The organism is Pedobacter ginsengiterrae (assembly GCF_039537385.1).
Classification (GTDB): Bacteria; Bacteroidota; Bacteroidia; order Sphingobacteriales; family Sphingobacteriaceae; genus Pedobacter; species Pedobacter ginsengiterrae.
The window spans coordinates 365,042-377,761 of record NZ_BAABAK010000001.1; the positions used below are offsets into that span (position 1 = coordinate 365,042).

9 protein-coding genes are annotated in these 12,720 nt (G+C 36.5%); 4 read left to right on the forward strand and 5 right to left on the reverse strand.

Annotated elements, in window-relative coordinates; all coding sequences use genetic code 11:
• Positions 1-53: 53 nt before the first annotated feature.
• From ABD692_RS01450 to rhaT, 5 genes are all read right to left on the reverse strand, one after another.
• Positions 54-1,199, reverse strand: coding sequence for an alpha-hydroxy acid oxidase (locus ABD692_RS01450; protein WP_344764344.1), 1,146 nt, complete (start codon positions 1,197-1,199; stop codon positions 54-56).
• Positions 1,200-1,214: 15 nt separating this feature from the next.
• A complete protein-coding gene (locus ABD692_RS01455; RefSeq protein ID WP_344764346.1) occupies positions 1,215-2,600 on the reverse strand; it encodes an FGGY-family carbohydrate kinase in 1,386 nt (461 codons plus the stop codon).
• A 16-nt stretch (positions 2,601-2,616) separates the two neighbouring features.
• Positions 2,617-3,900: a sugar isomerase gene (locus tag ABD692_RS01460; protein WP_344764348.1), complete on the reverse strand. Its 1,284-nt coding sequence runs from the start codon at positions 3,898-3,900 to the stop codon at positions 2,617-2,619.
• Positions 3,901-4,047: 147 nt separating this feature from the next.
• Positions 4,048-6,168: a bifunctional aldolase/short-chain dehydrogenase gene (locus tag ABD692_RS01465; RefSeq protein WP_344764349.1), complete on the reverse strand. Its 2,121-nt coding sequence runs from the start codon at positions 6,166-6,168 to the stop codon at positions 4,048-4,050.
• 28 nt (positions 6,169-6,196) lie between these two features.
• The gene (rhaT, locus tag ABD692_RS01470) at positions 6,197-7,288 is read right to left on the reverse strand and encodes an L-rhamnose/proton symporter RhaT (protein ID WP_344764351.1); all 1,092 of its coding nucleotides are present in this window, start codon (positions 7,286-7,288) and stop codon (positions 6,197-6,199) included.
• Positions 7,289-7,408: 120 nt separating this feature from the next.
• Here rhaT and ABD692_RS01475 point away from each other — a divergent pair, with 120 nt between their 5' ends.
• From ABD692_RS01475 to araA, 4 genes are all read left to right on the forward strand, one after another.
• On the forward strand, positions 7,409-8,440 hold the full coding sequence (locus ABD692_RS01475; RefSeq protein WP_344764353.1) for a GntR family transcriptional regulator: 1,032 nt from the start codon (positions 7,409-7,411) through the stop codon (positions 8,438-8,440).
• 200 nt (positions 8,441-8,640) lie between these two features.
• Complete coding sequence (locus ABD692_RS01480; protein WP_344764355.1) at positions 8,641-10,341, forward strand: ribulokinase; 1,701 nt, start codon at positions 8,641-8,643, stop codon at positions 10,339-10,341.
• On the forward strand, positions 10,338-11,039 hold the full coding sequence (locus tag ABD692_RS01485) for an L-ribulose-5-phosphate 4-epimerase (RefSeq protein ID WP_344764357.1): 702 nt from the start codon (positions 10,338-10,340) through the stop codon (positions 11,037-11,039). The genes ABD692_RS01480 and ABD692_RS01485 overlap by 4 nt, the downstream gene beginning before the upstream one ends.
• A gap of 171 nt (positions 11,040-11,210) precedes the next feature.
• Positions 11,211-12,701, forward strand: coding sequence for an L-arabinose isomerase (araA, locus tag ABD692_RS01490; protein WP_344764359.1), 1,491 nt, complete (start codon positions 11,211-11,213; stop codon positions 12,699-12,701).
• The last annotated feature ends 19 nt before the right edge of the window (positions 12,702-12,720 follow it).

The following is a 12,720-nucleotide window of genomic DNA, read 5'->3' on the forward strand; positions in this document are numbered from 1 at the left end:
ACCTTTTTTATAAGCGTTAATTTATAAAATATTTTGAGAAACTATTTTTCTGATTAAGAAAGATGCTTTGATAAGTCTTCGATTTTTTCGCAGCCAACCTGATCCATTACTTGCTTAAGCTGAGTTTTAAGCATCGACATGGTATGATTTCCTCCTTTATCACCCAATGCACCAACTCCATACATAAAGGTTCTACCTAAAAAAGTAAATTCTGCACCAGCAGAAATTGTTCTGGCAATATCCGGACCTGAGCGAATTCCACTATCCATCATCACTTTAATTTTATCTTTATACTGCGATGCAATTTGAATTAACGGCTTAATCGCAGATTGGCCAGCATCTAATTGTCGGCCACCATGGTTGGAAACAATAATTCCATCCAAACCTAGATTAATCGCCATTTGTGTATCTTCCTCTGTTGCAACACCTTTCAAAACCAACTTACCTTTCCATTTATCTCTAATAGAAGCAATCCTATCGGCATTTAATCTGCCCGAAAAGGTTCTATTCATATACAAACCAAGTTGTTTCATATTTAAACCTTTTGGCATATATGGCTTCATGGTTTCGAAAGCAGGTTGGCCATGAAATAAAGTTCTTAATGCCCATTCAGGTCTACCAACAATTTGCAACATATTTCTAACCGACATTTTTGGTGGCATAGCTAAGCCGTTACGAATATCCCTCGGTCTGAAACCAAAACTTGGTACATCACAAAGAATAACCAAAACCTTACAACCAGAAGCTTCTGCCCTATTAATTATATCATCTTTTATCAATTCTTCTGCTGGATGATATAACTGATACCAGGCATTACCTTCTGTAATTTCCATAATTCTTTCAATCGAAGCCGTACTAACCGTACTCAAAATGAAAGGAACGTTATGCTCAAAAGCAGCTTTTGCTAAAATTTCTGGTGCATTCGGCCATATTAAGCCTTGTAAACCTACAGGAGCAACACCAAAAGGGGCATCATAAGTATGCCCGAAAAGTTCTGTTTTTAACGATGCTTCTTTAAAATCTTTCAGATAATAAGGTAAAAGTTCTAAAGCTCTGATATCATCCGTATTGCGAAACAGATTTACATCTTCATTACAACCACCATCCAAATATTCAAAAGCAAAACGTGGCATTTTCGATTTTGCTTTATTTCTTAAATCATCTACAGATGGGTAATCACTATTGTATATCCAACTCATGGGTATATTTATTATTTAGGCTTCAATACTTCGCTGCAAAGCGGAGTAGTATTTTAATTGAATAATATCACTCGGTGCAGGGTTTTCATTCCAGGCATCGTGAATGGCTAAAGCAGTACCTATTGAGGTAGCTTGCGATACCGAAGAAGCGTAAACTTCTATATCTGGGATAGCGGTTGCCAACAGATGCATGTAAATTGCATTTCTTCCAAATCCACCATCTACAAAAATTCTTTTTACACCTTGATTTAGGATTAGTTTTAAAGAGTAAACCTGTTGCTTTACTAAATCTAAAATTAATTGATGATAAGCTTCTTCGGCAGTTTTAAAAAGATTTAAATCTCGATCTGGAAATGCAGAATTAGCCGAAAATTCAGTCTGGATTACCGCATTTTCAGGGATTTTATTTGCAAGATTTAAAACTAAACCAGCATTAAACTTTAAGTGCTTAAATAAATAAGCTGCCCGATCAAAATGCTCTGCAATTCTTTTCAATTGAACCTCATGTTCGTAACCTGCAAAAATCCTTGAGGCTTTAACTGCTTTTCCTTTAAAATGCATATAACAAAGGCAATCTTGCTTAAGTTCTTTTTCTGTTAAAACATCTTGATTAAAAGGATTTAAACTAATGCACCAAGTTCCGGTAGAAAGCAGAACAAACGGAGTTGTAAAATTTGCAAGATATGGTATTAAAGCTGCAGAACTATCGTGTAAACCTACACCAACATTAAATTCTTTACCTTCAAAAGTTGCTTTAACACTAGAATCAGCGGGTGTAAATTCTCCGAATTTTTCAATGAGTCCTTCAGCAGATACCCATTTATGGTACTCATTTTTACCAAAATCCCATAGCTGCGTATGGCAACCAATACTGGTAATATCGCTCATACCTTTACCTGTAATCAGATAACTTAGATATTGTGGCAAATGAAGGGCATACTTTACCTTATCAAAAATTTCAGGTTTTTCCTTTTTTAAACGATAAAGCTGCATTCCTGAATTCAGACTACCTAAAATTGGCGACGCTGTTTCTAACGAAATTTTTTCTTCACCACCATAAGTAGAATAAAACTCTTTTTTTAATTCTTCGGGATACTCCTTTAAATAATTATAAAGCGGCGTAAGTGGTTCGCCTTTTTCATCAAGATAAACAAAACTAGCGCCGTAAGTAGAAAAATTAATCGCCTTAATATCGTATTCTTTAAGTTGTAAAACCTGATTTAAAGAATCGAAAACCGAAGAGCGAAGACTTTCCAAATTCTCGCAAACTTCTCCATCCTCATCTTTTGTTTCTACAAAACGGGCCGAACGCTCGTAAACGATGTTGTAATTTTCATCGATTAAAAACAATTTTTTGTTTGTTTTCCCTACATCAAATATAGCTACAACAGCTTTGGGCATCTTTATTTCTCCTAAATTATAATCCTGTTGCAATTGTATTTAAACCTCTTGTGTTAACTAAATTTTTTCTACAATCTAAATCACGATATAAACTAATTGGCGATAATGCTGCTCCAGTTCTTAATCTAGCTTCGGCAACCAGCGCTCTCAAATCGCTACGGAAAGTATTTTGAAGAATTTCTTGTGCAGCAGCAACATCGTTATTATCCTGAGCAGCATTTAAAGCTTTTCTATCAACCAATAATGCCTGTGCATAAGCAATCATAATCGCTTCTACCGATTGTAATAAATCTTCTAACGGATCTTTCACATTGTGAGAAGCATCGATCATCCAGCCTAAATCTTTTGCATGATTCATTCCTTTTGCATCCATTCCCTCCACAAGTTCGTTAAAAATTAAGAACAATTGATAAGGCTTAATACTTCCAGCAGTTAAATCATCATCTCCGTATTTAGAATCGTTGAAATGGAAACCACCCAGTTTACCTTCCATTAAAAGTAACGACACAATCTGCTCGATATTTGCATTTGGTAAATGGTGACCTAAATCTACCAGCGTGTAAGCTTTTTTACCCAATTTATTTGCATAAAGTAACGATTGTCCCCAATCGCCGACAGTTGTAGAATAGAAGTTTGGTTCGAAAGCTTTATACTCGACAAACATTTTCCAGTCTTCTGGCAAAGCCGAATAAATTTCCTGTAAACTTTCTAAAGTATTTTCAAAAGCCTTGCGAAAATTTAATTGTCCTGGAAAACAAGAACCATCTGCTAACCAAACCGTTAAAGCATTTGACCCTAAAGCTACACCTTGTTTTATTACTTCGATATTGTGTTCAATTGCTTGTTTACGAACTGCTTTATTTACATTTTGAAGGGAGCCAAATTTATAGCTGTGTGCCGAACCAGCCTGATCCTGAAAAGTGTTGGAGTTCATGGCATCGAAGGTTAAACCATAACCTGAAGCTAAACTTTTTAAAGCTTCGGCATTTTGAGGTATATCCCATGGAATATGTAAAGAAATTGCGCCACTTGCACCGTTTAAAGCATGAAGTAAACCCACATCCTCAATTTTTTCTTCTATGGTGCGCGGCTCGCCACCAGTAATGGCAAAGCGTCCAAAACGTGTTCCTCCAGTACCTAAAGCCCAGCTTGGTATCGCGATTTGAAAATCGACAAGTTTTTGAATTATGCTTTCTAAATCAACATGCGACCACTCTTCTTTTAAAAAATTAAGCTTACGCTGATGCGAACTTATAAGGGAATCGTTATGTTTTTCTAATTGGTTCTGTTCGATATTCATCGCAATATTTGGTTAATACAACTCGTAAAATACAAGTCGTGGTTAGGTAATTTATTCTTTTTTGTTTCGAAAATATTTCAATTTAAAAGTTATTTCGGCCCGCAATGAGCCACGGGCCAGTGAAACAACTTACTAAAACTAACTTTATTATCGTACAAATGCCATGGCTACACCGCCATCAACGTTTAAAACGTTTCCTGTCGATTTTTGAAGCAAACCGCCAACAAAAGCGAAACATGCATTTGCAATATCATCAGGTAAAATAATTTGATTTAACAAAGTACGCTTTGCATAATAAGCAGGTAATTCTGCAACGGTAACTCCATAAGCTTTGGCTCTACCTTCTGCCCATCCGCCAGCCCAAATGTTACTATCGCTAATAACGGCATCTGGATTTACAACATTAACACGAATATTATCTGCGCCTAATTCTGCAGCATTTAATCTACTTAAATGCAGTTGAGCTGCTTTTGCACTTCCGTAACCTGCATTATTAGGTCCGCTTACTAATGCGTTCTTACTTACAATATTAATAATATCGCCACCAATACTTTGCTTTTGCATCGTATTTGTTGCAGCCTGAGAGATAAAAAACTGACCTTTTACCAAAACATCGTATAATAAATCCCAATCTTTTTCGGTATGATCGCCAATGGTTTTAGAAATTGATAAGCCAGCATTATTTACAACAATATCAATGCCCCCAAAAGCTAAGGCGGCAGCATCAAAAGCTGCATTAATATCTTCCTGACTGGTTACATTTAAAATTGCTGTAGCGTAAGAATCTTTACCAAATTGAGCCTTAAACTCTTCTCCAGCCGCTTCTAAGCGTTCTGCATTCATATCGTTTAAAATCACAACGCCACCTTCTGCAACAAACTTTTTAGCAATTGCTTTTCCAATTCCACCAGCACTGCCAGTAATTAAAGCAATTTTACCAGTTAAAGGTTTTGGTTTTGGCATACGCTGAAGTTTAGCTTCTTCGAGCAACCAATATTCGATATTAAAAGCCTCTTGATGCGGTAATGAAGTATATTCAGAAACAGCTTCTGCACCTTTCATTACATTAATTGCGTTTATGTAGAATTCGGCTGCAACTCTGGCTGTTTGTTTATCCTTTGAGAAAGTAAACATACCAATGCCTGGATACAAAATTACAACAGGATTGGTATCGCGAATTGCTGGACTATTGGAATGTTTACAGGTTTCGTAATAGTCTGTATACATTTTACGGTAAGCCTCAAACGCAGGCTCCAAAGTTTCTTTTAACGATTGATTATCAGATAAATCTGCATCAGCTGCTAAAGTTAAAACTAAAGGACTAATCTTAGTTCTTAAGAAATGATCAGGACAGCTGGTTCCCATTGGAGCCAAACGAGATAAATCATTTGAATTTATGAATTCTAAAACACGGCTATCATCAGTAAAATGACCAATCATATGTTGTTTTGAAGAACATAAACCACGTAAAACAGGTGCTAAAGTAGCTGCTTGTTTTTTACGTTTATCAGCTTCAGCACTTTCTATTTTTTGTCCGCCAAAAACCAAACCTTTTTTACCATAGTTTTCTTCCACATAAGCCGAGCAAATCTCAATAACATCTAAAGTATTTACATAACTTTCGTAGGCTGTTTTTCCCCAGGTAAATAAACCATGCGAACCTAACATAATACCACGAATGCCTGGATTTTCATCTAAACATTTCTTTAGCGTCAAACCTAATTCAAAACCAGGTTTCTTCCATTCTACCCAACCAATTGTACCACCAAATAACTCTTGCGTAATTTTCTTTCCATCTTTGGCTGCTGCAATTGCAATAGCTGCATCAGGGTGCAAGTGATCGATATGTGCAAATGGTAAAAATCCGTGTAACGGTGTATCAATTGAAGGTGCTTTTGAACTTAAATCGAAAATACAGTGATTAAATAATTCAACCATTTCATCTTCATGCTCAACACCTCGATAAATGTTTTTTAAACTACGAAGACGATCTACATAAAGTGCAGCTAATCCACTTTTCTTTAAAGTACCTAAATCGCCCCCCGAACCTTTAACCCACATTACTTCAGTTTCTGAACCTGTAAGCGGATCTTTTTCTAATAATTTACATGAGGTATTACCTCCGCCGTAATTGGTTAATCGTAAATCGGCACCTAATAAATTGGAGCGATAAATTAACAATGCAACTTCATCGCCAGCTAATTTTGCGGCCTCTTCTTCATCCCATAAGTAACTTACGTACTTATAATTTGTTTCTTTAACAGACATGTATATTAATATTTTACTTTTTTAAAATTTATTTAATTGAATTACCGTACCCAACAATAAGTACGGATACGATAATGGTTAAAATACCTGCAAAAACGGTGTACATAGTTTTTTTCGACACGCCTTTCCACTCTTTTAAAATTAAACCCCAAACGTTTGCAATTAAAATGATGAATGCCATGTGCAAAATCCAGGAACTGGCGCCATTACCCATTTTACTTTCGCCCATGCCGTAAAAGAAAAACTGTAAAAACCAGGTTGTACCAGCAAGTGCCGAAAAGATGTAATTTTTTAGGAGTGGTGTGCTCGATTTTGTATAATCGCCAAAGGTTTTATTACGGGCGTTAAGAATCATACACCAAATAAAATTGGTAGATAAACCACCCCAAAGAACAACAACATAAGTTACATTATTCTGAAAAAGAAAATTTCCAGTTTCCGAAGGATTAGCAGCCTTCCAGATTGCATTTGCAGCATCGGCCATTGGTTTACCCGCCTCAATACCGAAATTAAAACAAGCACTTAAAACACCTGATACGATTCCAACGAATAAGCCTAAACCAAATTTAAACTCGGTTTTCACTTCCATTCCATGTGGATCAGTAACGTCAGCTTTAATTTCTTTTTCTTTCATCATTCCTGCTTTTCCACAGATTATGATACCCAATACGCAAACAATAAGTCCGAGCATAACCATTCTTCCCCAATCTGTTTGCAAGAACATGGTGAAAGTATCTTTACCAGTTTGAGGAAAGAAATCGAAGTAAATTGATGGTAAAATAGAACCTAACACCATGCATAATCCTAAGATAATACTGCTTCCAAGGGATACACCAAGGTAACGAACACCTAAGCCATAGGTTAAACCACCTATTCCCCACAGTATCCCGAAGAAATAAGTTAATAATAAAATTTTGCCGTTTGTACTGGCTATTATATCTGTAAAGTTCGGAATGGTTAAAAATGCAGCTAAAGGGGGAACAATTAACCACGAGAATACGCCACCAACAATCCAATAGCTTTCCCAGGCCCAGCCTTTAACTTTTTTATACGGAATGTAGAAACTACCGGAGGCAAAACCGCCGATGAAATGAAAGATTACGCCTAAAATTGCTTGCATTATAATTGGTTTTATATTTGGTTTTCGAAAGTATCGATTGATTCAAACTTAACTGTTATGTACTGTCATGCTGCATAAGAAATGTGTTTTATTATATTTGAGAAATTTAATTCCTGAACCGTGAAGTCTGATAGTTTAATTAGCCATATCCTTATTGACGAATATTCTGCAACCCCAAAGTATAAGCAGCTGGTAAATGCAATTTTGTATGCTATTGAAACTGGAAAAATTGAGAAAGGAAATTTGCTCCCTTCTATAAATGAACTCAGTTTTGTTTTAGAAATATCAAGAGATACTGCTGAAAAAGGATATCGGAGATTGCGCAAGTTGGGTGTTATCGAATCCATTCCAGGCAAAGGCTATTTTGTAATCAACACCGATTTTTCGAGAAAATTAAAAATCTGTTTGCTTTTTAATAAGCTCAGTACCCATAAAAAAATCATTTATGATTCGTTTACAAAAGCAATTGGCGAGCAAGCCGCGATAGATTTATATGTTTATAATAACGACTTTTCACTTTTCAGAAGTTTATTAAATAATAAGAAAGACGACTATACGCACTATGTTATCATTCCTCATTTTAACGAGGGCGACGAAAAAGCACAGGATCTAATCAATGCAATACCAAGAGAAAAACTGGTTATTTTAGACAAATTACTTCCAGGGATTTCTGGAGATTATGCAGCTGTTTACGAAAATTTCGCATTAGACATTTACAATGCTTTAGAACAAGCACTTGTCCCGCTTTCTAAATACGATACATTAAAAATTATCTTCCCGAAAAGCAGTTATTTTCCTAAAGAAATATTAGATGGATTTTATAAATTTTGTCAGCAATATGCCTTTAATCATCAAGTAGTAGATAAAATTATTGATGAGGAAATTAATAATGGTGAAGTTTATATCAGTTTAATGGAAGATGATTTAGTTACACTTATTGAGAAAATCATCTCACTGGAGTTGGAAGTTGGTAAGGATGTTGGTGTAATATCATATAACGAAATACCTTTAAAAAGAATAATTCTTGATGGGATAACCACTATCTCTACAGATTTTGCAATGCTTGGAACGCAAGCTGCAAATTGTATTTTAAACAACATCACAGAAAAAATTCATGTTCCATTTTACTTGAGTTTGAGGAAGTCGCTTTAGTTTCTCATAATTTCCAGCAGTTTTAAAATGATTTTCTTTCTTATCTGCGAAAATCTGCGTTCCTATATTTTTAATCTGCAAAAAACACCTTCAAACATCGCCCAAAATCATTGTTAAAAATTATAAACGTCAAAAACACGTTAAAATATTTTTTAATTCAAATAAATAAACGTTAATTAGACATTTATTTATTGTTAGTTATGAGCACAGCAAACTATGTAATCGGTGTAGATTACGGGACGGATTCTGTCCGCTCCGTTCTGGTAGATACCGCAAACGGAAAAGAAATTTCAGCTTCTGTATTCCTTTATCCCCGATGGCAAAAAGGTTTATATTGTAAACCTTCCCTTAACCAATTCAGGCAACATCCTTTAGATTATGTAGAAGGTTTAACCCATACAATTAAAGATTGTATTGCTAAAGCTGGCGGTGAGGCTATCGTTCCATTTATAAAAGGAATTTCTGTTGATACCACGGGTTCTAGCCCTGTTGCAGTTGATGAAACAGGAACGCCACTTGCATTAAAGCCCGATTTTGCTGAAAATCCGAATGCAATGTTTGTGTTATGGAAAGATCACACAGCTGTTCAGGAAGCCGCAGAAATTAATAAACACGCCGAAAAATTTGAAGTGAATTACCTGAAGTATGTGGGTGGAATATATTCATCTGAATGGTTTTGGTCGAAATTGCTTCACATACTAAGGGTTGATACTCAAGTTAGAAAAAATACAGTTTCGTGGGTAGAACATTGCGATTGGATTCCCTTTTTACTTTCTGGTAAAACGGATGTTAAAGAAATGAAACGCAGTCGTTGTGCAGCTGGACATAAAGCTTTATGGGCAGAAGAATTTGATGGATTGCCTCCTGAAGAATTCTTTAAAACCTTAGATCCATTGTTGAAAGGATATAGAGATTTATTATTCAAAGATACTTATACATCTGATGTTTCTGCAGGAAACTTAAGCGCCGAATGGGCCGAAAAGCTTGGCCTTAATACCGACATAGTTATTGGTGTTGGCGCTTTCGATGCACACATGGGCGCTGTTGGCGGCCAGATAGAACCCTATTATTTAAGTAAAGTAATGGGCACGAGTACTTGCGATATTTTAGTTGCCCCTAATAAAGACCTGGAAGGTAAATTAATTAACGGTATTTGCGGGCAAGTTGATGGTTCTGTTATTCCTGATATGGCTGGTTTAGAAGCTGGCCAGTCTGCGTTTGGCGATGTTTATGCCTGGTTTAAAAATCTGATCAGCTGGCCAATCAATAATCTCTTATCAGAATCGACCATAATTGATGAGCATACCGCTAATGCTTTAAGAGAAGAACTTGAACACAAAATACTTGCAAATTTAGCTAAGCAAGCTTCAGAATTACCCGATGATGATTACTCGGAACTGGCTGTTGATTGGTTAAATGGTAGAAGAACACCCGATGCAAACCAAGAGCTAAAAGGTGCCATTACTGGTTTGGGCTTAGGTACCGATGCTCCAAGATTTTTCAGGGCGTTAGCCGCTGCAACTTGCTTTGGTGCTAAAGCAATTGTAGATCGGTTTAAGGAACAAGGCGTACCCGTTAAAGGTATTATTGGTATTGGAGGTGTGGCTAAAAAATCGCCATACATTACGCAAATGATGGCCGATGTTTTGGAAATGCCAATCCGCATACACCGTTTTGAGCACACTTGTGCTTTAGGTGCTGCCATGTTTGCGGCTGTTGTTGCAGGTATTTATCCAGATGTTGAAACGGCAATGAAAGCGATGGGAACTGGTTTCGAAAAAGAATATCATCCTAATATTAAGAAACAAAAACTTTATCGTCAACACTATCAGCAATATTTAAGCTTGGGTAGATATTTAGAAAAGTTTAATAAAAAAGATGTAAAACCATATTTATCATGAGCAACTATCAGGATATAAAAGAGCAGGCTTATGCTGCTAATATGCAATTGCCAAAGCTAGGTTTAGTGCTTTTTACTTTTGGAAATGTAAGTGCTGCAGATAGAGAAAAAGGTGTTTTTGCAATTAAACCAAGCGGAGTTCCTTATGATGAATTAACAGTTGATAGCATGGTGATTGTGGATTTCGATGGCAATACTGTTGAAGGAAACTTGCGCCCATCATCTGATACCAAAACCCACGCTGTGCTTTACAAAAACTGGGAAAACATCGGCGGTATTGTACATACACATTCTACTTATGGAACAGCTTGGGCCCAGGCGCAAAGAGCCATTCCAATTTTTGGCACCACGCATGGCGACCATTTAACCGTAGATATTCCTTGTGCGCCGCCAATGGATGATGAAATGATTAAAGGAAATTATGAATATGAAACTGGTTTCCAGATTATGAATCATTTTGATAGCCTTGGTTTAAGCTATAAGGAAGTGGAAATGATTTTAGTTGGCAACCACGCTCCTTTTACCTGGGGAAAAACAGCAGACAAAGCTGTTTACAATAGCGCTGTTTTAGAAGCAGTTGCGCAAATGGCCATACTTACCGAGCAAATTAATGCGAATGCACCGAAGTTAAAGGACTCTTTAATAAAGAAACATTACGAGCGAAAACATGGCTCGGATGCTTATTACGGGCAGAAGTAGATTAGAAGTTTTTAGCACCATTTTAGGTTAAATAAACCTGATTGAAGTGAGAATGAAGGCTAATTTTTTATTAGCCGAATAAAACGAAAAGCAGGACTATCGGAACCGATAGAAAGCCGAAGCTTGCTTTTCAAATAAAATATAAAGATTATAACTAAAAATATAAGAGCAATGATTGATTTAAAAAAATTACAGGTTTGGTTTATTACGGGTACGCAGGATTTATATGGCGAAGAAACTTTAAAACAAGTTGCGATTCATGCAGAGCAAGTTGCAAAATCGTTAAATAACAACCAAACAATTTCTGTTTCGGTAGTTTTCAAACCAATTGTTAAAAATACCGATGAGATTTTTGAAACCCTACAAAGCGCTAATACCGATGAAAATTGTATTGGGGTTGTAACTTGGATGCACACTTTCTCGCCTGCTAAAATGTGGATTAGAGGTTTAAATGTTTTACAAAAGCCATTGCTTCATTTACATACTCAATTCAATCGTGATATTCCTTGGAATACCATTGATATGGATTTTATGAACTTAAACCAAAGTGCGCATGGCGATAGAGAATTTGGTTTTATGGTTACGCGGATGCGAAAAGATAGAAAAGTTGTTGTTGGCCATTGGGAAGATGAAGAAGTTGCTTCGCAAATTGATACCTGGTGCAGGGCTGCTGCTGGATGGCATGATTGGCAAGGCGCAAAATTTGCCCGTTTTGGTGATAATATGCGTTATGTTGCGGTAACGGATGGCGATAAGGTTGAGGCTGAAATGAAGTTTGGTTTCTCGGTAAATACTTATGGTATTGGCGATTTAGTTGCTGTAATTAATGCGGTAAGTGAAGATGATATCAAAGCTTTGGTACAAGAATACGAAGCGACTTATGATATGGCTGATGATTTGAAAACTGGTGGTGCGAGACATTCTTCAGTTTATGATGCCGCTAAAATTGAGTTAGGTTTAAGGAAATTTTTAAAAGATGGGAATTTTAAGGGTTTCTCGGATACTTTTGAAGATTTACATGGAATGATTCAGTTACCAGGAATTGCTGCGCAACGTTTAATGGCCGATGGTTTTGGTTTCGCTGGTGAAGGCGATTGGAAAACCGCAGCTTTAGTGCGTGCTTGTAAAGTTATGGGCGCTGGCTTAGCGGGTGGAAATGCTTTTATGGAAGATTACACTTACCATTTCGATCCTGCAAACTCAATGGTTTTAGGTTCGCATATGTTAGAAGTTGATGCTTCGTTAGCAAAAGGTAAAGCAAGTTTAGAAGTTCATCCTCTAGGTATTGGTGGCAAGGCAGATCCAGCTCGTTTGGTTTTTAATGTTGCTGGCGGCGATGCTTTAAATGCTTCACTAATTGATATGGGCAATCGTTTCCGTTTATTGGTGAACGAAGTTAAAGCTGTTGAAGCCGAAAATGATTTACCAAACTTACCTGTAGCTCGTGTACTTTGGAAACCACTTCCTGATATGAAAACTGGTTGTGCAGCCTGGATTTATGCTGGGGGCGCGCATCACACAGCTTATAGCCAAAATTTAACAACTGAGCACTTATCTGATTTCGCAAATATTGCAGGTATTGAGTACATTAATATTGGCCCTGAAACTAAAATAAACCAATTTAGAAATGAGCTTCAATGGAACGAAGTTTTCTATAAATAATTAACTATAACCAAATTAA

What these genes read in the sequence shown, in the direction of transcription:
- ABD692_RS01485 (WP_344764357.1), top strand. Translation starts at nt 10,338, where the DNA reads ATGAGCAACTATCAGGATATAAAAGAGCAGGCTTATGCTGCTAATATG.
- ABD692_RS01480 (WP_344764355.1), top strand. Translation starts at nt 8,641, where the DNA reads ATGAGCACAGCAAACTATGTAATCGGTGTAGATTACGGGACGGATTCT.
- ABD692_RS01460 (WP_344764348.1), bottom strand. Translation starts at nt 3,900, where the DNA reads ATGAATATCGAACAGAACCAATTAGAAAAACATAACGATTCCCTTATA.
- ABD692_RS01455 (WP_344764346.1), bottom strand. Translation starts at nt 2,600, where the DNA reads ATGCCCAAAGCTGTTGTAGCTATATTTGATGTAGGGAAAACAAACAAA.
- araA (WP_344764359.1), top strand. Translation starts at nt 11,211, where the DNA reads ATGATTGATTTAAAAAAATTACAGGTTTGGTTTATTACGGGTACGCAG.
- ABD692_RS01465 (WP_344764349.1), bottom strand. Translation starts at nt 6,168, where the DNA reads ATGTCTGTTAAAGAAACAAATTATAAGTACGTAAGTTACTTATGGGAT.
- ABD692_RS01450 (WP_344764344.1), bottom strand. Translation starts at nt 1,199, where the DNA reads ATGAGTTGGATATACAATAGTGATTACCCATCTGTAGATGATTTAAGA.
- rhaT (WP_344764351.1), bottom strand. Translation starts at nt 7,288, where the DNA reads ATGCAAGCAATTTTAGGCGTAATCTTTCATTTCATCGGCGGTTTTGCC.